This is a genomic window from Candidatus Pelagibacter sp. HIMB1505 (genome assembly GCF_052047915.1).
Classification (GTDB): Bacteria; Pseudomonadota; Alphaproteobacteria; order Pelagibacterales; family Pelagibacteraceae; genus Pelagibacter; species Pelagibacter communis_A.
The window spans coordinates 72,610-92,957 of record NZ_JBNAIR010000001.1 but is presented as its reverse complement, the minus strand read 5'-3'; the positions used below and the strand labels follow the sequence as shown (position 1 = coordinate 92,957).

General features: G+C 28.3%; 23 protein-coding genes. 8 read left to right on the top strand and 15 right to left on the bottom strand.

The genetic code is table 11. From position 1 onward, the window contains the following. The first annotated feature begins 11 nt into the window (after positions 1 to 11). Positions 12 to 329: a thioredoxin family protein gene (locus tag ACTTAU_RS00450; protein ID WP_438304529.1), complete on the top strand. Its 318-nt coding sequence runs from the start codon at positions 12 to 14 to the stop codon at positions 327 to 329. Here ACTTAU_RS00450 and ACTTAU_RS00445 read toward each other — a convergent pair. The 13 genes from ACTTAU_RS00445 to ACTTAU_RS00385 all read right to left on the bottom strand — a co-directional run bounded on the left by ACTTAU_RS00445 (position 326) and on the right by ACTTAU_RS00385 (position 12,251). Next, the gene (locus ACTTAU_RS00445) at positions 326 to 1,594 is read right to left on the bottom strand and encodes a bifunctional folylpolyglutamate synthase/dihydrofolate synthase (RefSeq protein WP_438304527.1); all 1,269 of its coding nucleotides are present in this window, start codon (positions 1,592 to 1,594) and stop codon (positions 326 to 328) included. The two genes, ACTTAU_RS00450 and ACTTAU_RS00445, sit on opposite strands and share 4 nt — an antisense overlap. Further along, positions 1,548 to 2,477, bottom strand: coding sequence for an acetyl-CoA carboxylase carboxyltransferase subunit beta (locus tag ACTTAU_RS00440; protein WP_438304525.1), 930 nt, complete (start codon positions 2,475 to 2,477; stop codon positions 1,548 to 1,550). Before ACTTAU_RS00440 ends, ACTTAU_RS00445 begins: the two co-directional genes overlap by 47 nt. After that, complete coding sequence (gene trpA / locus ACTTAU_RS00435; protein WP_438304523.1) at positions 2,474 to 3,277, bottom strand: tryptophan synthase subunit alpha; 804 nt, start codon at positions 3,275 to 3,277, stop codon at positions 2,474 to 2,476. The genes ACTTAU_RS00440 and trpA overlap by 4 nt, the downstream gene beginning before the upstream one ends. Then, positions 3,274 to 4,506: a tryptophan synthase subunit beta gene (gene trpB, locus ACTTAU_RS00430; RefSeq protein ID WP_438304520.1), complete on the bottom strand. Its 1,233-nt coding sequence runs from the start codon at positions 4,504 to 4,506 to the stop codon at positions 3,274 to 3,276. Before trpB ends, trpA begins: the two co-directional genes overlap by 4 nt. Then, a complete protein-coding gene (locus tag ACTTAU_RS00425; protein WP_438304519.1) occupies positions 4,496 to 5,119 on the bottom strand; it encodes a phosphoribosylanthranilate isomerase in 624 nt (207 codons plus the stop codon). The genes trpB and ACTTAU_RS00425 overlap by 11 nt, the downstream gene beginning before the upstream one ends. Beyond that, positions 5,120 to 5,794: an orotidine-5'-phosphate decarboxylase gene (gene pyrF / locus ACTTAU_RS00420; protein ID WP_438304517.1), complete on the bottom strand. Its 675-nt coding sequence runs from the start codon at positions 5,792 to 5,794 to the stop codon at positions 5,120 to 5,122. Next, on the bottom strand, positions 5,787 to 6,077 hold the full coding sequence (locus tag ACTTAU_RS00415; RefSeq protein ID WP_085114780.1) for an HU family DNA-binding protein: 291 nt from the start codon (positions 6,075 to 6,077) through the stop codon (positions 5,787 to 5,789). Before ACTTAU_RS00415 ends, pyrF begins: the two co-directional genes overlap by 8 nt. Positions 6,078 to 6,084: 7 nt before the next feature. Next, the gene (locus ACTTAU_RS00410) at positions 6,085 to 7,812 is read right to left on the bottom strand and encodes a S1 RNA-binding domain-containing protein (RefSeq protein WP_438304515.1); all 1,728 of its coding nucleotides are present in this window, start codon (positions 7,810 to 7,812) and stop codon (positions 6,085 to 6,087) included. 166 nt (positions 7,813 to 7,978) lie between these two features. Next, entirely contained in the window at positions 7,979 to 9,295 is a 1,317-nt protein-coding gene (gene aroA, locus ACTTAU_RS00405; RefSeq protein WP_438304513.1) for a 3-phosphoshikimate 1-carboxyvinyltransferase, read from the bottom strand. A gap of 12 nt (positions 9,296 to 9,307) precedes the next feature. Further along, positions 9,308 to 10,084, bottom strand: a complete 777-nt coding sequence (locus ACTTAU_RS00400; protein WP_438304511.1) for an ATP-binding cassette domain-containing protein — start codon at positions 10,082 to 10,084, stop codon at positions 9,308 to 9,310. A gap of 2 nt (positions 10,085 to 10,086) precedes the next feature. Next, entirely contained in the window at positions 10,087 to 10,662 is a 576-nt protein-coding gene (gene lptC / locus ACTTAU_RS00395; RefSeq protein WP_438304510.1) for an LPS export ABC transporter periplasmic protein LptC, read from the bottom strand. After that, entirely contained in the window at positions 10,662 to 11,633 is a 972-nt protein-coding gene (locus tag ACTTAU_RS00390) for a KpsF/GutQ family sugar-phosphate isomerase (RefSeq protein WP_438304509.1), read from the bottom strand. Before ACTTAU_RS00390 ends, lptC begins: the two co-directional genes overlap by 1 nt. A gap of 6 nt (positions 11,634 to 11,639) precedes the next feature. Further along, positions 11,640 to 12,251, bottom strand: coding sequence for a ribonuclease D (locus ACTTAU_RS00385; RefSeq protein WP_438304508.1), 612 nt, complete (start codon positions 12,249 to 12,251; stop codon positions 11,640 to 11,642). A gap of 16 nt (positions 12,252 to 12,267) precedes the next feature. On the opposite strand from ACTTAU_RS00385, the gene ACTTAU_RS00380 reads away from it, so the two are divergent. After that, positions 12,268 to 13,239, top strand: coding sequence for a complex I NDUFA9 subunit family protein (locus ACTTAU_RS00380; RefSeq protein ID WP_438304507.1), 972 nt, complete (start codon positions 12,268 to 12,270; stop codon positions 13,237 to 13,239). Positions 13,240 to 13,245: 6 nt separating this feature from the next. Here ACTTAU_RS00380 and ACTTAU_RS00375 read toward each other — a convergent pair whose 3' ends face one another. Further along, positions 13,246 to 13,740, bottom strand: coding sequence for a GcrA family cell cycle regulator (locus tag ACTTAU_RS00375; RefSeq protein ID WP_438304505.1), 495 nt, complete (start codon positions 13,738 to 13,740; stop codon positions 13,246 to 13,248). Between the two features lie 181 nt (positions 13,741 to 13,921). On the opposite strand from ACTTAU_RS00375, the gene ACTTAU_RS00370 reads away from it, so the two are divergent. Next, a complete protein-coding gene (locus ACTTAU_RS00370) occupies positions 13,922 to 15,085 on the top strand; it encodes an aspartate aminotransferase family protein (protein WP_438304504.1) in 1,164 nt (387 codons plus the stop codon). A 4-nt stretch (positions 15,086 to 15,089) separates the two neighbouring features. Beyond that, positions 15,090 to 16,019, top strand: coding sequence for an ornithine carbamoyltransferase (locus ACTTAU_RS00365; RefSeq protein ID WP_438304501.1), 930 nt, complete (start codon positions 15,090 to 15,092; stop codon positions 16,017 to 16,019). Here the strand turns inward: ACTTAU_RS00365 and ACTTAU_RS00360 are convergent. Continuing rightward, positions 16,011 to 16,550 (bottom strand): c-type cytochrome, encoded by a 540-nt coding sequence (locus tag ACTTAU_RS00360; protein WP_438304500.1) that lies wholly within the window; start codon positions 16,548 to 16,550, stop codon positions 16,011 to 16,013. The two genes, ACTTAU_RS00365 and ACTTAU_RS00360, sit on opposite strands and share 9 nt — an antisense overlap. Positions 16,551 to 16,657: 107 nt before the next feature. Between ACTTAU_RS00360 and kdsB the strand changes: the two genes are divergently transcribed. From kdsB to ACTTAU_RS00340, 4 genes are all read left to right on the top strand, one after another. Then, complete coding sequence (gene kdsB, locus ACTTAU_RS00355) at positions 16,658 to 17,398, top strand: 3-deoxy-manno-octulosonate cytidylyltransferase (RefSeq protein WP_438304498.1); 741 nt, start codon at positions 16,658 to 16,660, stop codon at positions 17,396 to 17,398. Next, a complete protein-coding gene (locus ACTTAU_RS00350) occupies positions 17,395 to 18,231 on the top strand; it encodes a prephenate dehydratase domain-containing protein (RefSeq protein WP_438304497.1) in 837 nt (278 codons plus the stop codon). Before kdsB ends, ACTTAU_RS00350 begins: the two co-directional genes overlap by 4 nt. A 139-nt stretch (positions 18,232 to 18,370) precedes the next feature. Then, positions 18,371 to 20,032 carry a DNA polymerase III subunit gamma/tau gene (gene dnaX, locus ACTTAU_RS00345; protein WP_438304495.1) on the top strand — a complete coding sequence of 554 codons (1,662 nt, stop codon included), beginning with the start codon at positions 18,371 to 18,373 and terminating at the stop codon, positions 20,030 to 20,032. Further along, the gene (locus ACTTAU_RS00340; protein WP_438304493.1) at positions 20,029 to 20,346 is read left to right on the top strand and encodes a YbaB/EbfC family nucleoid-associated protein; all 318 of its coding nucleotides are present in this window, start codon (positions 20,029 to 20,031) and stop codon (positions 20,344 to 20,346) included. The genes dnaX and ACTTAU_RS00340 overlap by 4 nt, the downstream gene beginning before the upstream one ends. Positions 20,347 to 20,348 lie beyond the last annotated feature (2 nt).

The window sequence follows — 20,348 nt, the reverse complement described above, 5'->3', positions numbered from 1 at the left end:
ATATCAGTAATATGCTTATAGATTTTAAAGACGAAGATTTTGAAAATAAAATTAAAAATGAAGACGTATCAATAATTCAATTTTCTGCTGCATGGTGTGGCCCTTGCAAGGCTCTAAAACCTGTAATGGATAAATTATCAGATGAGTATAAAGACAAAGCTGGTTTTTATTATGCAGATATAGAAGATGGTGGAATTAATACTGGAAGTGCTGCAGGGATAAGAGGAGTACCTACTGTAATTGTCTATAAAAAAGGTGTTGAGGTAGATAGAAAAGTAGGTGGTGTTCCAGAGGGGCACATGAAAGAATTTTTAGAAAAAAACATCTAATTTAAATTCAATACTTCACCAGCTAGATACAAAGATCCTGTAATTAAGATTAAGTCGTTTTTCTTGACTGGAATTGACTTAATCGCTTTAAAAATGTTTTCCTTATATTGAACATTTTTAACGTTATTTAGTTTATTTTTTAAATCTTCTCCAGTAATTGCATTTGGTTGATTAGGGATATCTATTATGGTCAAGGTTTCAATTTCCTTAAAGTAACTGATATATTCTTGGTGATCTTTATTAGCCATCATCCCAAGAATAATATGTTTTTTACAGCCTAAACTGTCTAAATAATTATTTAAAACTTTTGCGCCTAGAGGGTTATGCGATCCATCTACCAATAATCTATTTTCTTTAACTAAATCCTTTAACTTCCCCTCAGTAATTTCTTGTAGTCTTGCTATACTTTCAATTTTAGTAATACCAAGTTTAATATGTTCATCGTTGATATTAATTTCTTTGATTACCCTTAGCGTTGCGATTGCTGTTGATATATTTTCAAGTTGAAATTGACCATTTACATTAGGTTTCGGGAGTTTAATTCCTCCAAATTCATCTTCATAATAAAAGAAATCATTTTCATTTTTTAAATAATTATAATCTTGATTAAAAAATAATTTTTTTGATTTGTTTTCTTTTATAGTTTTTTTTATATGCTCTGTTATTTCATTTGAACTTTGTTTTGCAACAATAATATTTGAATTTAGTAATTTGGACGTTTTTTCAAAAATAATTTTTTCAACAGTTCGTTCATCTTTTGAAAGCCAATCTAGATGATCTAAACCTATTGATGTCACAACACTCGCCAAGTTTTGATTTAAGATATTAGTTGCATCAAATCTATGGAACAGTCCAGTCTCTATTATATTGATATTTTCTGGATAATCTGCTGCTTTAAAAAAGTAAGCAGCAGTTAAAATTTCAAAAAATGTTATTGGTTCATTGTTATTGGCTTTTTCAACTATTTCTAAAAGATCTGATAATTCATCATCGTTAAGCTCTCTATTATTAAAAACAAACCTTTCATTTATTTTTTTAATATGTGGACTGGTATAAACATTACAATTAAATTTTGCTTCTTTAAGTATCGCATACATAGCCTGTATAGTTGAGTATTTTCCATTAGTACCAACAACTGAAATTGCTTTAATTTTATCTTGAGGATTATCTAATTTTTTACAAAGATTTAAAATTCGATCTAAGCTTAGATCAATTTCTTTAGGATGCAGCTCTTGTAAGCGACTGACTATCTTCTGAAGTTTCATTTTCTTCAGTGCTTATAACAGAATTTTTCTTTAACAATATTGATAATAAAGTTCCAATTTTTTCAGCAAGATCTTTTCTCTCAACTATCAAATCCACAAACCCTGTCTTTTGAACGTATTCACTAGTTTGAAAATTTTCAGGTAGTTCTTCTTTAACGGTTCCTTGGATTACTCTTTTCCCCGCAAATGCAATTAATGATCCAGGTTCTGCAATGTGAATATCACCTAACATTGCATAAGAAGCAGTTATTCCTCCAGCAGTTGGATCAGTGATTATCACAAGGTAAGGAAGATTGTTACTTTTCAATTCATTGATTGCCAACGTGGTTCTAGTCATTTGAGATAATGAGATTAAGCTTTCCATCATTCTCATTCCACCACCAGCACTAATACAAATAAATGGGGTTTTATTTTCGATTGCATGCTGAATTCCATATAAAAAAGCTTCCCCTTCGGCAGAAGCCATTGAAGCTCCTAAAAAGTCAAAATCAGATGCAACAGCAGTTACTTTAATATTATTGATATTTCCACAAGCAACCATCATTCCACAATCAAGACCAGTTTTTTTACGAGCACTTTTTAATCTATCTTTGTAAGGTTTTGAGTCTGTCCATTCTAAAGGATCATCATTAGGAATTGGTGTTTTAAAAATTTCATAGTTATTCTTACCAAACAAAATATCAAATCTTTGATTAGGTTTAATCCTGTGATGTTTGTTACAATCTGGGCAAACCCATAGATTTTTTTCTAAATCTTTTTTAAGAATTGGACCTTTGCAACATGAAGTCCAATCACTTTTTGCTATTTCTTCTTTAGATGCTCTTTTGTGAATTGCAGTTTTAATTTTTTCACCTGCTTTAATTATTTTAGTAATCCAATTCATTTAATTTTATTTCTTAATTTTCTAACAATATTAGTAACATTTGTGACAGCATTTTGTCTCTTATTAATAGAATTAGTTATTTCTTTACAAATTGCACTTCCAACAACCAAACCGTCTGCTTTTTTAAGGGATTTAATTGTCTTTTCAGTGATACCGAATCCAATAACTATGTTCTTATTTTTATTTAATGATTTAATCTTATTGTATCTTTCAAGAATTTTTTTAGGTGCAACTTTTAGTTTACCTCCAGTTGTTGATAGCATTGAAATATAATAAACCATATCATGACTATCTTTGATAATTTGTTTTAATCTTTCCTTTGATGTGGTTGGAGAGACTAATTGAACAAAATTAATTCCCTTTTTTTTACATTTTAAAGCAAAAGGTTTATTTTCTGGATAGGGCAGATCTACTACAATTAATCCATCAATTTTTGATTTTTTACATTTTTCAATGAACTTATTTTCATTGTATTGATAAATCATATTGTAATAACCCATCAAAATAATCGGCTTATTTTTTTTCGATTTCTTAAATTGACTAGCTATTGAAAAAACATCATTTATCTTAACTCCATTTTTAATAGCTCTATAAGCACTAGTTTGTATTTGCCCACCATCTGCTATTGGTGTGTTATGTGGAAATCCTAATTCACAAATATCTGCATATTTTGAAATTGATTTTAAAATTTCTAATGATTTTTTTTTATTATTGTCTCCTGCAACTGTATAGGTGAGTAGAGCTGGTCTATTTTCTTTTTTCGTATTTTTGAAAGCTTGACTAATCAAAGAAGAGTTCATCTTTTTTTTCCCAATCTTTCTTTTAAGATGTCCCTGTCTTTTTTGGCATCACCACAAGAGTTTACAATAATAATTGTATCTTTACTTAGTTTTGGAGCAATTTTTATTGCTTCTGCAAAAGCATGGCTTGGTTCAAGACTTGGGTTTAAGTTTTCAAATTTTGTAACCATTTGATGAGCGTCTAATGCATCTTCATCAGTTGCATATGTATATCTTGCTCTTTTAGTATCTTTTAAAAAACAATGAATTGGACTTACGCCAGGATAATCTAAACCAGCACTTATAGACTCTGTTTCTTGAATTTGCCCTTCATTATTTTGACATACATATGAAGCTGCACCATGTAAAACACCTATCTTTGCATTTCTACTTAGTGGTGCTGCATGAAGTTTAGAGTTTTTTGGACCACCAGCTTCAACTCCGACTAATTCAATTTGTTTTTTATCATAATCAATAAACTCACTCCAAAAACCATAAGCTGAACTTCCACCACCAACACAATTTATTAGTTTGATTTTTTTTGGAATTTTTTTGAATTCTTTTTTAAGTTGCTCTTTTAGCTCTCTTGAAATTTGAGCAGTACTCCATCCACAAATTTTCACAAAAATATTAGGTCCTACTGTTGAGCCTACACACATATGGGTATTATCACAATTCGAGACCCAATATCTCATACATTCACTTACTGCATCCACGAGTGTTTGACTTCCAGAATAAACAGGAACAATTTCAGCTCCATTTTTTCTCATAGCATCACAGTTAGGTTTTTGTCTTTTGATGTCTTTTGCACCCATAAAAATTTTACATCTAAGGCCAAATTTTTTTGCAGCCATACTCAACATCTTTCCAGCATACCCAGCACCTGTATCTCCCACTATGTATTTTTTACCCATAGCCTTGCATATTAGCGCATGGACTGTTGCATTATAGATTTTATGTGCACCACCGTTTGCTTCAGAAACAACTTTAGCCCAAATTTGAGCACCACCTAAATGATTAGACAAATTTTCTAATTTTACAAAGGATGTAGGAGATCCAATATAATGTTTGAAATAATAGTCTCTTTGTTTAATGAATTTTTTATTTTTTCTAAGTTTTTGGAATTCTTTTGTTAAATCTTCTACAGGTTTTTTAAGAGTTTCTGGAATAAAACTTCCACCGAATTTTCCACCCCAAAATCCAAATTTATCATGCTGATCAATTAATGGAATATTCTTTTTAAGTTTCATCATTTATTTTTTTTATTTTGTTTAAGAAAATTTCAATTTTGGAAATATCTTTTACTCCAGAAGTTTCTACACCACCAGATATATCTATAATATCAGCTATTTTTTTAAATTTTTCAAGTTCATCGTTTACCTGGATATTACCAGCCAACATAACTTCTTTATTGAATTTTATGTTTTTGATTAATTCATGCTCAAAGGACATACTCTTTTCGTAGCCCTTGCTATCAAACAAAAAAATATCAGAAACATCGCCATATAGATTATATTTCTTTACATCATCTGATGACTGAACTGTAAACGCGGTGATTATTTTTTTATTATATTTATCTTTAATCTCTTTGATTTCTTTTGGTTCGCAATCGTAGACTTGATAATAATCAAAAGGTAATTTTTTTATTTCCTCTAATATTTTTGTATCTGGTTTAACTAAAACTGCAACGTAGGATGAATTTTTCTTATCAATCTTTAGTAAATCTTTTAATTTATTTACCTCAACATATCTTCTTGATTTTGGGTAATTTACAATAAAACCAATAAATTTTGGTGAATTTGGATGTTCAGTTAAAAATTTTAAAGTAATAGCATCTGATATTCCACAAATTTTAACCTGCATTTAATTTAAAGAGGATAAAATTTCTTGAATATTTTTCTTAGGATCACCTTTAGTAATGGGTCGTCCAATTATTAAGCAATCGCTACCTGCCTCTAAAGCTTGTTTGGCATTCATTGTTCGTTTTTGATCATTTTTATTGTCATCTTGTCTAATGCCTGGAGTAAAACATTTAAGCTTAGGAGCAATTTCTTTAATCATTTTTATCTCTAATGGACTACAAATTACTCCGTACAAATTTGCTTTATCAGCTATTTTAATTAATCTTATAACTTGTTTTTCTACCTGATCTTTAAATCCAAGTAATTCAAGATCTTCATCGCCAAAACTAGTTAAGACAGAAACACCAAGCAATTTTACATTTATTGCATTTGCTGCTTCGTTAGCAGCTTTTAAAGATTCCATCCCATTTAATAAATGAACTGTAGCAAAACTTACACCAAGATCTTTAAGAGATTTTATAGATTCCACCAAGGTATTTTTGATATCAAAAAATTTACCATCATAAAAGATTGGCTTATTAAATTTTGCAAGTGCTTTAATTTCTTCTGGAGAGCGCTGAGTAATGTATTGTAATCCTATTTTAATACCTGATATCTCTTTATGAATTTTTGAAATCAAATCTAATATTTCTTTTTGATTAGAAACATCACACGCTACAAATATTTTTTTATTCATGATTATTTAATTTTTTAAATAAGTCTTTGGCCATTTTGAAATGAATTGTTTTTTTCTCTGGTGTATGAACCTTCTCTCCAGTCTTGGGGTTTCTTGATATTCTCGCTTTTTGTTTTTTAGTTGAAAACACACCAAAACCTCTTAGCTCTACTCTTTCACCACGTCTTAGAGTTCTTTTAATTTCCTTTAGAATAATTTCAGTAAATTTTTCGAGGTCTTTTTTTAGAAAATTTGGATAGTTTTGTGAAAGTTGTTTTAAAAGCTTTGATTTTACAATAGCCAAATTAATCTTACTCTTTGTCCTCGTCTTTTTTCTTTAGATCCTCTGATAAAGATGAAAAAGGAAGGTTCTTTCCAGATCCTTCTGAACCATATTTTTCCAACGCTTCTTTTTTCTCAATTTCTTCAAGAAGTTTAATACTTAAAGTTACTTTTCTTTTGTTTAAATCTAGTTCAGAAATTGCACAATCTATTCTTTCACCACCTGTAAATCTTGAAGGTCTTGCATCTGCAGCATTAATTGCAATTTGATTTTTTTTAATTTGAAAATCCATTTCACAACCTTCAGGTCTAACAATTAAACCTTTATTGTCTGTAGATATGATTTTAACAGTGATTGTTTGATTAACTTTTTTATCATTAAACCAGTCAAACGGATCTGGTTGAGTTTGTCTTAAACCTACTCTAATTTTTTGTTCAGAGGCTTTAATTTCTAGAACTTTAACTTTTAACTTGTCACCTTTTTTATATTTAGCTAACTCTTCTTCGCCATTATTTAGGTATGTTAGATCATTACAATGTAAAAAAGCATCTACATCTAAATCCTCTACTTTAACAAATAAAGAGTACTCATTTTTATTTACTACTTCACCTTCGATAATTGTTCCGACAGGGAATTTTTTTTCAAAAGTTTCAAATGGGTTATCTTGAGTTAATCTATGGGATATTGCTACTCTTCTTTTATCTTTATCAATCTCTGTAATCACACAATCAATCTCATCTCCAACTTTGAACATTTTTTTTGCTGAAATATTTTTTTTGGTCCAACTTAGTTCACTTGAGTGAAGTAATGTTGTTAAACCTGGCTCAAGTTCACAGAATGCACCAAAGTCCATGATCTTCACTACTTTAACTTTATAAATCTTTTTTAATTCATAGTTTTCTATATGCTCAAAAGGATCTGGAGAAAGTTGTTTAACAGAACAACCAACTTGTAGTTTTTCTTTATCAACAGATATAACTTTTAGATCGTGTTTTTCTCCAATATTAAAAACTTCATCAGGATGATTAACTCTTGAATATGAAATTTCTTGTAAATGTACTAAAACATCAAGTTCTCCGTTAACATTAAAGAAGCATCCAAATGAACTATAACCTTTAACTTCTGCTCCTTTGATAATGTCTCCAACATTATATTTTTCAATAATTTTTGCTTTGTCTTCTTTTTTAAACGAAGAAATGATTTCTCTTCTAGATACACATGCGTTTCCTCTAACTTTATCTAATTTTATTAAAGCAAATTTCTGAGGCTCATTCATTAGATGACTAATATCTTTCAGAGGTTTATCACTTATTTGTGAGCCAGGTAAAAACATTAAGGAGCCTGTATCGATATGCTCAACTATACATCCACCTTTACATTTAGATGTAATTTTTCCCATAATCGGTTCATTTTTTTCATAAGCTTCAACCAACTTATCCCAGCCCTTTATTTTCTGGGCTTTACTTGCTGATACTAAAACTTCACCATTTTTATCTTCAATTTTTTCTAACAAGACTGGAATTGTTTCTCCAACTTTAATCCTATCTGCAAGACCCATACTCTTAAGTTCATTTATATCCAGTACAGGTTCACTTTTCAGTCCTTCAACAAAAAGAAATACAAATTTTTCTGTGATTTTATTTATTTTTCCATCGATTATTTTTCCTTCTTCGATGCTTACTTTGGATAATTGACTGTTTAGTAGTTTTTCAAACTCTTGAGAGGCAGGACTTGATAGTTCTTTGTATATTTCCATTAATTAGTTAAATTCTTTATCTATTTTTTAAAAACACGATCTTTTAGATAAAATTATCATTTAAATCAATAGCAAATAGTTTGTTTAAACTAGAGTTAGAGTAGATATTGGCGATATATTGGGGTTTATTTAGTTAAATTTTCTTTGTTAGCCTTGATATTATAGCCTATTTTTTAATATCCTTAATTATTTTCAAAAATGATGGAAAAGAAGTTTTTATAGAATCCCGATCATGAATGGTCCATTTACCACCAAATACAAGTGATGCTATTACACTTGTCATAAAAACTCTGTGATCTTTTAAGTAATTTTTAATTATAATTTCTTTATCAATTTTCAAATTTGGATTGCCATAAATTTTAATAGAGTCTTTAGTTGTTATAGTTTTAATTCCCATTAAATTTAAAATTTTAGAACCCCATTCAAGTCTTGGACTTTCTTTTTGATTAAGCTCAGATAGTTTTTTAAAAGTTGATATTCCTTTGGCTTTTGCAGCAACTAAAAAAATTATTAGAAATTCGTCAATTGCAGATGTATTTAAGTTTGGAGGACAATTTATAGCCTTAAGATATTTATTTTCTTTTACATGAATATCTGCAATTTTTTCTCCATTATAATTACTTATATTTTTGAATCTGATATCAGCACCCATTAATTTTAATATTTTTATTATTCCTGTTCTTGATGGATTAACATTTACTGATTTAATAACTAGTTTTGAATTTTTTGATAATATTGTCAGAACAATAAAAAATGCACTAGAACTAATATCAGAGGGAATTCTATAATTAAAAGGTTTTATTTTCTTTTTTCCACTAACTTTTATGTAATCAAATTTTTTATTTTTAGAAATTTTAATTGGAATACTGAGATATTTAAAAAGAAGCTCGCTATGATCTCTTGATTTTCTTGCTTTAATTTTTGTTTCACCATTTGTATTTAAAGATGCTAACATTACTGAGCTTTTACACTGAGCCGATCCTTTATTTTCTGAATAATTAATGGGTTTTGGAGTTTTGGTTCCAAAGATAGTTATTGGAAGCTTACCATTGTTAGTTTTAAATTTTGCACCAAATTTTTCAAGTGGTTTTGTTACTCTTAAAAAATCTCTTTTTGACAAACTTTTATCACCTATTATTTTTATTTTTTCCTTGGCATGTATCAAAAGGCCTAAAATTAATCTTGCTAATGTTCCAGAGTTTCCTGCATTTAAGATAATATTTTTTTTATAATTGAACCCATTAAGACCAACACCATTAATTTCACATTTATTCTTCCTTATAATCGAATTAACACCAAGTTTTTTTAAACATTCCAAAGTGCTAATAATGTCCTCAGATTTTAATAGATTAGTACTTGTAGATTTACCTTCTGCTTGAGAAGCAAGCAGAGCCCACCTTATAGATATACTTTTATCCCCCTCAATTTTAATAGTTTTGTTAAAAGGTTTGATAATTTTGTTAATTAATATTGAGTTATTCATATTTATTTTGAGTTAATTAAACTTAAATGACTCACCAAAATAAGTATTTCTTGCTTCTATATTATTTATAAGATTAGTAGGTGTTCCTTCTGCGATAACTTTTCCATTATTGATAATTACAGCATTATCAACACATGCTAATAAATCTCTTGCTTGGTGATCACATAGGATTACTGAAATTTTATGATTTGTTTGCAGGTCCACAATTATTTCCTGTAACATTTTGATAGTTAATACATCAAGAGCAGCAAAAGGTTCGTCTAGTAGCAGTATTTTTGGGTTTGAAATCAATGAAAGTGCGATTACCAACCTTTTTTTTTGACCACCTGATAATAGATGTGATTTGATATCTCTTATAGAGTCTAACTCAAACTTAGACATAAGAAAATTTATTTTCTCATCTCTAAGTTTCCTATTTCTGATTGCAATTTCAGCTATAGCTTTAAGATTTTCAATTAAAGTCATATTACCAAAAAATCCACCATACTGTGGCACAAAACCAACTCTAAATTTTAATGTTCTTAAATAAATTGGGATATCGTTCACTACTGTATTGTTAATTGATATTGATCCAAACTGTGGTTTAATAAGTCCAGTAATTAAGTTAAAAATTGTAGTTTTACCAACACCATTGGGTCCTAGAAGGCCTAATATTTGACCATTATTTAATTTGAGATTAAAATTATCTAGAATTATTTTTTTATCGTATCTCAATGAAACATTCTTAAAATTTAATATTACATCTTCATTCTTAAAATATTTAATTCTAAATTTTTTAATATTTGACATAATTAATCTGTAAGAATAGTAACTTTATCAGTAATATCATTCATATAAATATCAATTTTTTTTGTTATTAAATTCAACATGATGTTATCCGTATTTAATACTCCCAAATCACTTGTATATTTTACTTGATCTAAAATATGAGCTCTGAAATTTTTTATATCTAGGTCTATTTTTTCTGAATAGATTGTATTATCTAAATATTCAATTTTAACATCATCAAAAAAATAAGTTCTGTGTGTATTAATATTATAATTTGCCTTATTAGAAGTAATTTTAACAGCAGCATTTTCGTTATTTTCAAAAATAGCAACGACTTGATTCATTTTCACTAATTCTTCATCTTCAATTAACCTAATTTCACTTTCATTAGAGGATATGCTATATTTATTATTGCTATCGATATTAATTTCATATTTTAGATCTTTAATTAAGTTATTAATGCTAGAATCTAAATTTTGTTCGTTATTTTCATTTAAATCTGCTTTAATTTTATTGTCAGTTACAAAATATGTTTCATAAAAAATGTATATGGTTGATAGCAAAAAAAAAAAAATGAATAGCTGTATAATTTTTTTCATCAATTATCTTTTAAAATTTTTAATAAATTGTGAATATGAATTACACCTGTAACTTTTTTAATATTCTCTTTGTTGTATACACATACATTAGTTATTTTCTTTTTGTTCATTTGTAACAAAATTTCTGATGCTAGTGTATTTTCTTCAACACTGTAAGGGTTTTTTGTCATAAAATTTTTGATTTCAAGGTTGTTTATCATTTTTTTTTTTTGAAGTAATCTCTTAAGATCTCCATCTGTAAATACACCCACATTTAATTTTTGATTGTTAACCACTACTAAAAAACCTAAACTTTTTTTATTAAGAATATCTAAAGCAACTTTCATTTTTGTATTTTCGTGTACAAAAGGTATTTTATTTTTTATAAGCATTATATCTGAAGCAGTTTTAAGTTTATTTCCCAAATTTCCTGCTGGATGAAATTTTTTGAAATCTAGTTTGCTGAACTTCCTTTTTTTCATTATCGCTATACACAATGCGTCACCTAAAGCTAATTGAGTTGTTGTGCTTGAAGTTGGAACTATTCCATGTCCAGCCTCTTTTACACTAGGTATTAGCAATTTTATATTTGATGATTTGTATAAAAATGATTTAGCATTTGATACAATGCTTATTAAAAAAATTTTATTGATTTTTGCATACTTAATTATATTTTTTAATTCTTCCGTTTTTCCAGAATTACTAATCAATAAAAGAATATCTTGTTTAGAGATCTTTCCCAAATCGCCATGAGAACATTCACTTGCAGAAATTGAAAAAGAAGGAGTTCCAACAGATGACAGTGTTGCTGCAATCTTTGACGCAATTTTTCCACTCTTTCCTACACCACATATTATTATTTTAGATTTACATTTGGAGATTACTTTTACTGTATCTTTAAAGGGTTTATCCAATGAGCTTTTTAATTTTCTTAAAGCCTTGATTTGAAGATCTATAACTTCTTTTCCATTATTGATTATTTCTTCACTCATAATTATTCAATGGGACCAGATATCATCTTTAAATAAGGCTAAATCAAGATCAACTCTTGTTTTTAAAAATTTTAAACAATTTCTATAAAGTTCGATCCTGTTTTCTCTTTTGAGAATTTTAATAAGTTCTTCGTGAATTTTATGAAGATAGATTACATCATTTGCACAGTATTTTAGTTGTGCAGATGTTAACTCACCCCCAAAATCTGAGCTTTGAAATTGTTTACTTATATCGATGTTGATAAATTCTTTAATTAATGTTTTTAGAGAATGACTATCTGAATAAGACCGAGCTAGTTTAGATGCAATTTTTGTATCTAAAATATTATTAGTTTCAGTTTTTAAATAATACTTAATGTGAGCAATATCAGCCCTTCCATAATGAAAAATTTTTGTAATTTTAGTGTCTGCTAATACTTCTACTAGGTTTGGAGCACTATATTTTGATCGATCTAGTTGAATTATGTGAGCGTCAGAGTTTCCAGAGGAAATTTGGATTAGGCATAATGGATCTCTTCTTACGTTTAATCCCATGAATTCTCCATCAACAGCAATTACATTGCCTAATTTTATATCATCTGGTAAATCATTCTTGTGAAGCTTAATATCAATATTCATATCTGATTATATATATATGAAACCTAAAAATTGTCTAATTTTTGGCGGTAGTGGTCAAATAGGAAGACACCTAATTCGAAAACTTACAAAAAACAATATTAGAGTAACTGTAGTAACAAGAAACATCCATCAAAAAAGCTATATCATTAAAACTCAGGGAAATGCAGGTTATATTGATATTGTTGAATCTGATATTTATAATGAAAAAAAAATAAGAGATTTATTTTCAAAGTCAGATATTTGTATAAACTTAATAGGCATTTTATTTGAGCAAAAAAAAGGAAGTACTTTTTACAATATACACACTCTTTTTCCATCGTTGCTATCCAAATTAGCAAAAGAATATAAATTAAAAAATTTTATACACCTTTCTGCTCTTGGAATTAATGAAGCAACAGACAGCAATTATGCAAAAAGTAAATTAGAAGGTGAAAAAAATGTTATAAATAATTTTCCACTTTCAACTATTTTAAGACCTTCAATTGTTTATTCTGTTGATGATAATTTTACGACTAATTTTATGACACTATTAAACCGACTTCCAGTATTTCCTTTATATTATTCTGGTAAAACAAAATTTACACCAATTCATTGCTCAGATTTAACAGATGTAATTTATGAAATTATTACAAAAAATGTAAATTCAAAAATAATTGAATGTGTTGGACCTGAAGTGATTAATTTTAGAGAAATAATTGAAAGACTTCTAGTTTTAATTAATAAAAGAAGATTATTAATACCTTTGCCATTACCACTTGCCACAATGACGGCTAAGATATTTCAATTGTTGCCAAATCCAATTTTAACAGAAGATCAATTGAAATTACTTAAATATGATAATGTTTTATCAGGGAGATATAAAAGCAACTCAGATATTGGTGTACCAAGTATAAAATATTTCAATGAAGAAGTTAAGAAATATGCTTATATGTGGAAAGAAGGTGGACAATTTTCTACAGAAAAATATTCAATTAAAGAAAATATTTAATTTTATTTAAGCTGACTGAATTTTCTTTTCTATAAATTCTGGCACCTCTTCTTTATCAGAAACATCTTCTTTTTTACCCTTAGGTTGATAAGCATAAAGTAAATGAAGTTTACAATAAGAAAAATCTTTTAAAGATGATCTTCCACAAAAATAAAAGTTTTTTTCATCAGGATGTCCAATTGGCCATTTGCATGAGCTTTCATCTAATTCCTCTAGTTGCTTAGGATTTTCTGGTTCAAAATCTTTTTCAATTATTAATGATTTAAATTTACTTTTTCGCCCTCTTTTTGATGGAGCATTATTAGCTTCTAAATTATCATTAAAATTTTTGTTTGATGTAGCTGTTCGGGTTTTTATTTTTGCCGACAAGTTAAGTCTATGAGCCTTACCTATTACAGCATTTCTACTTATACCACCGATAATCTCAGCGATTTGACTTGCAGTATTACCTTTGCCCCATAATTCTTTTAATTTTGAAACTTTCTCTTCTGTCCAGCTCATAATTACCTATATAGTGTATTAGTTTTGTAAAAAAACACAATATAGTGTTATAAAAACCAGTTTAACAACGATTATTTGTTAGTTATTAACAACTTTAATTAGTTCTTAATTAATAATTACAATCAAAAATTGAATTTATTTGATTTAATTTTTAACGATTTAGTATTACCTAATTTAAATAATGAGCTTTCTTGCAAAAAATTATAATCGAAAAAAAATTGCTTTTAGCAAAGGAAAAGGAAGTTACCTAATTTCAGTTAATGGTCAAAAGTATTTGGATTTTGTGCAAGGCATTGCAGTAAATTCTTTAGGCCATGCTCATCCAAGATTAATAACAGCTTTAAATAATCAATCTAAAAAAGTTTGGCATGTATCGAATGCATTTATTATCCCAGAGGGAGAAAAATTAGCAAAAAAAATAGTAAAAAAAACATTTGCTGATTTTGTAATGTTTCAAAATAGTGGTGCAGAAGCTACTGAAGCTGCAATAAAAGTTGCAAGACGATATTTTTATTCAATTGGAAAGCCTAACAAGAATAGAATTTTGTGCATAAAAAATTCTTTTCATGGAAGAACAATAGCTGCAATTTATGCTAGCGGCTCAAAAAAGATGACAGAGGGTTTTGGGCCAAAAGTTAATGGTTTTGATCATTTTAATTTTGGTGACCACAAATCTTTAAGAAAATTAATAACTAAAAATACAGCAGCAGTTATGGTTGAAACAATAATGGGCGAGGGTGGCATCAAAGTTATTCCAGATTGGTGTCTAAAAGGTCTTAGAAAGATTTGTGATAAAAAAAATGTCTTACTAATCCTTGATGAAGTTCAATGTGGAATTGGCAGATCTGGAGATTTTTTTGCTTTTGAAAAATCAAAAGTTAAGCCTGATATAGTTCCAATTGCAAAAGGTATAGGAGGAGGTTTTCCTATTGGTGCAGTTTTAATGAATAAAAAAGTTGCAGCAGGAATGATTGCTGGAACGCATGGCTCAACTTTTGGAGGAAATCCACTTGCAATGCAAATAGGAAATATTGTCTTTGATATTATTTCGAAAAAAAGTTTTTTACATAATGTTAAGAAAAATTCTAAATATTTTTTTACTGAATTGAATAAGATTAAAAAAATGTATCCAAATATAATTAAAGATGTAAGAGGCAGAGGATTTTTGATTGGCTTACAACTTCACAAAGACCAAACTTATTTCATCAAGAAATTAATGGATAATAAGTTATTAACTATAAGAGCCGCAGAAAATGTTGTGAGAATTTTACCACCTCTAAATGTTAAAAAATCTGAGCTTGATTTAGCTATAAAAATAATCAAAAAAGTTTGTGCTAATTATTAAATAAATGAAACACTTTATAAATCTTAAAGATATTCCTGCTAAGGATCTTAGAAAAATATTAATTGATGCTAAAAAAAGAAAACAAAAAAGATCTAATTTAAACACTCTTCAACTTGATAAAGATGCACCTTTAAAAGGCAAACTTTTGATCCAAATGTTTGAAAAATCAAGCCTTAGAACAAGATTGAGCTTTTATCTGGCAATAAAACAATTAGGTGGTGGCACAATTACATTGAGATCTAATGAATTACATTTAGGTGAGGGCGGAGAATCTTTAGAAGATACAGCTAAAATTTTATCTACTTATGGAGATGGTTTTATGCTTAGAACGGACAGTGATCAAAAAGTTGAAAATTTTAAGAAATATTTATCAATTCCAGTTATTAATGGATTATCTCCCTCATCACATCCAACACAAGTGTTGTCAGATATTTTTACTGTTGAGGAAATTAAAAAAAAACCAATTTCAAAATTAAATATTGCCTGGATAGGTGACTCCAATAATGTTTTAAATAGTTTGATTGCAGCTTCTGTTAAATTTTCTTTTAAACTAAGTATTGGATGTCCAAAAAAATATGAACCTAAAAAATTTGTTCTAGATTGGGTTAAAGATCAAAAGAGAAAAATTTATATTTTTAATGATGCCAAAAAAGCAGCATCAAATGCAGATGTTATATTCTCAGATAAAGTAATATCTCTTAATGATAAAGTTAACAAAAAAAACAAAGTCAAAGATTTTAAAAATTATAGAGTAAGTAAAGAATTAATGAGTTTAGCAAAAAAAGATTGCACTTTTTTACATTGTTTACCAAGAGGATCAGAAGTAGACGATGCAGTATTCAGAAGCAAAAATTCAAAAGTTTGGCTTCAAGCTTTAAATAGAGCTCATGTTCAAAAAAGTATTTTATTATATTGTTTTGGAAAATTAGGGTAAAGGAAGAGGGCTATCTGAATTTTGATTTAGGTATTTAATTATTGAAGCTCTATCTTCTTCTTTTCTTAATCCTGCGTAAGCCATTTTAGTGCCTTTAATCCACTTGCTCGGTTTAATTAAAAAACCATTCAACTCTTCAAAATTCCATTCTTTACCATATTCAACAAATGCTTTTGAATATTTGTAATCTGCTACACCACCAATTTTTCTTCCAACAACATTATATAATGCGGGTCCAATTTTATTAGCACCACCTTGGTTTATAGAGTGGCATGCTGCACATTTTTTAAATATTTTTTCTCCTGCATTAACATCTCCTAAAGCCATTAGTGCTGCTATATCAACTTTTTTATCCTCTACCGTCGCAGCAGCTGTTGTCGAAGTAGATGCTTGTTGAACTTCAACCACATAACCTGGTTTTTCAGGTTTCTCTACATAGAATATTACATTAGAGAGCTTTCCAATTCCGATCACGAGTAACGCAACCAAAAGGACAGCAGCAACTATCTTATTAATTTCAAAAGAATCCATTTTGATAAAAATTTATAATAGACCTATAACACTAAAATTTTATAATTCCTTAAATTTTACTGTACAATTTTGCCCCTCTTTATAATCTAAATAATCATAAAAAATCTATGAAAACATTAGTGATTATACCTTCAAGAATGTCAGCAACTAGATTGCCAGGTAAACCTTTGTTACAGATAAATGGTAAATCGATCATTTCACACGTTTATGAAAGAGCTAATAATGCTAAAATTGGCGAGGTTGTTGTAGCAACTGAGGATAAAGAAATTGTAAATGATGTAGAAAATAATGGTGGAAGAGCAATTTTAACCTCTAAAAATCACAAAACTGGAACTGATAGAATATTTGAAGCACTAAATTTATTAAACAAGAAAGAAATTGATTTGGTGATGAATATTCAGGGAGATGAACCCAACATTGACATCGAAGATATTAAAAATTTAGAACTTAAAATGCGAGAAAATAATTCAAGGATTGGAACTCTAGCGGCAAAAATTGAAAAAAAAGAAATGTATATGGATGAAAATGTAGTTAAAGTTAAACTTAAACAACCTTTTGACAAAAACTCATTTCCATTGGCAGAAAACTTTATGAGAAATATTGATGTGCAAAATCAAACTCAAATATTTCACCATATAGGTATTTATTGTTATGAGGTGGAGACTTTAAAAAAATTTGTAATGTTAAAACAATCTAAAAATGAATTAGAAAACAGATTAGAACAATTAAGAGCCATGGATAACAGTATTAACATTAATGTTGCTCTTGCAAATAAATCTCCAATAGGGGTAGATACAATGGAAGATTATCTAGCTATAAAAAAAATTATGGAATATAAAGAATTATGAGCAAGATTTATTTCCAAGGTACATATGGAGCATATTCTCACTTAGCATCACTTGAAATTGACGCGAAGGCAGAAATTATTCCATGTAAGACTTTTGATGAATGTTTTTTGAATGCTTCCAATGAAAAAAATTCTAGAATTGTTATCCCAGAGTCGAATAGAATTACTGGAAATATTGGTATTGAATACCTCATATTTAAATATCGTTTAAATATTTATTCAGAACATTTTCAAAAAATTGAACATAATCTTTTAGGTCAAAAAGGTGCCAAATTAACTGATATCAAAAATGTATTTTCTCATGCTCAAGCATTATCACAGTGCTCAAATTTCATAAAAAAAAATAATTTAAATGAACATGTGAGAGCAGATACAGCTGGATCTGCAGAAATGATTGCTAAAAATAAAAAAAAGGATGAAGCTGCAATAGCCTCTTCTTTGAGTGCTGAAACTTATGGATTAGAAATAATAAAAAAGAATATTGAAAATGAAAAAGGAAATTTAACAAGATTTTTAGTTATGGGTAAAGAGCTTACTCAACCAGAGTTTTCAGATAAAAAATATATCACATCTTTTTTATTTAAATTAAAAAGTAAACCTGCAGCACTTTACCAGTCTCTTGGTGGTTTTGCTATTAATGGTGTAAACTTAACTAAATTACAAAGTTATCCTGAAAAAAATTCTTTCGACTCATTCTTTTTTTTGTGTGATCTTGATGGACACATTGAGGATAAAAAAGTTCAAAAATCACTTGAAGAGCTTGGTCTTCACTGTCAAGATTTTCATGTTCTAGGTGTATTTGAAGCTGATCCAATTAGAGATAAAAAATTATAATCTTTTCTTGTAGAATAGAAAATAATACTGCTATAATAGTTTTGGAGGCTAGAGGTGGATGCTGCTTGAATCCGACCAGATCTTAACGGAAGCAGTCGTAGAGACAGTTATTCAGGTTCTAGTCTCCTAAAATATAATAATGAACAAAAATACAAAAGTTTTAGCCCTTAAATACAGACCACAGACATTTGATGATCTGATTGGACAAGAAGTTGTTGCTGAAACAATTATAAATTCTATTAAATCAAATAAAGTACCAAATGCTTACCTTTTTACAGGCATAAGAGGTATAGGAAAAACAACAACAGCAAGAATTGTTGCAAAATCCCTAAACTGTTTAAATGGAATAGAAAATTTATGTAAAGAGAGTCTATGTGAAAATTGTGAGGCTATTGCAGAGTCAAGACACATAGATGTACTTGAAATGGATGCTGCAAGTAAAACAGGCGTAGATGATGTTAGAGACTTAATTGAATTTTCAAGATATGGACCAACTTCATCTAAGTATAAAATTTTTATCATTGATGAAGTGCACATGTTAAGTAAGCAAGCTTTCAATGCCTTATTAAAAACACTAGAGGAACCTCCAGAGTATTTAAAATTTATATTTGCTACAACAGAAATAAAAAAAATACCTATTACGGTAGTCTCTAGATGTCAAAGATTTGATTTATCTAGAATAAAATCATCAGAATTATTTGATTTTATAAAAAAGATTAAAGATAAAGAAAAAGGTAATGCAACCGATGAAGCATTAAAGCTCATTGTAAAAATTTCTGAAGGATCAGTTAGAGATGCGTTATCACTACTTGATAGAGCCCTTTTAAGTCTTGATGGTGAGAAAGAATTAGATCTAAGTGCAGCACAAAAAATATTTGGATATTTTGATAAATCACAATTGATAGAGATGTTTAATTTAATCCTAAAAGGTGATGAGAATAAAGTTATTGAAAGTTATAGAAATATCTATGATCAAGGTGTTGAACCAAAAATATTCATTAATGATTTTTTAGAAATTTTATATTATTTTAAAAATATAAATTCTCTTACACTGGAAAGTACAAACTTCTCTCTCAATGATGAAGAGTTCAATCAAATTAAGGAAATATCAGATAATGTTAACAATGAAGTTTTGATCTTATTTTGGCAGTTCACAATACAAACTCTTAGTGAATTAGATATTGTGTCTAATCAACATTTATCAATTGAGATGTTTTTATTAAGGTTAATTCACATCAAAGGATTTAAGCCTAAAGATGAAGATAAGATTGCTACTGAAGATCTGCATGACTCAAAAGAAAAGATAGAAACAAATATTGCATCTAAAATTATGAATAAAGAAACCATCAATCAGATCAAAAATGTTTCACAAGAAAAGAAAATGAAATTAGACCCACAGATAAGTTCAAAAAGTCTGAATGATATTAAAATTCAGTCTTTTAATGAATTAGTAGATTTATGTTCTAGTAAAAAAGAAATGAAACTCAAATATGAGTTAGAAAAAAATGTCAATCTAGTAAAATTTGAAAATTGTAGAATAGAAATTTCTTTTAATGATAATCTGGACAAAGATTTTGTAAAAAATTTATCAACAAAATTATTAGAATGGACTAATGAGAGGTGGATTATTAGTTTTAGTAAAAATCAGGGAGAAATGTCAATTAAAGACAAAGAAAAAAACAAACAAAAAGAATTAATTGAAAGTACAAAAAAAACAGATTTGCATAAGATGGTAATGGAGTATTTTCCAGATGCTGAATTAATTGACGTTAAGCCCACTAGAAAGGATGAAGATAAATGACAGATTTTTCAAAGATACTGGATAAAGCTAAAGAATTAGAGGCAAAAATGAAGGAAAGCCAAGAAAAAATTAAAAGTATTAGAGTTGAAGGAGTATCGGGCTCTAATTCTGTTAAAGTTACATTAGATGGAGAAGGTGAGATGCAAAAAATTGAATTATCTGATGAAATTTTGAAGGAAGATAAGTCAATTCTTGAGGATTTAATAGTTGCTGCACATAACAACGCAAAATCTCAACTAAAATCAAAAACTACAGAAGAAATTTCAAAAGCTACTGGTGGCTTAGGTATTCCTGGTTTTAAATGGCCATTATAGTT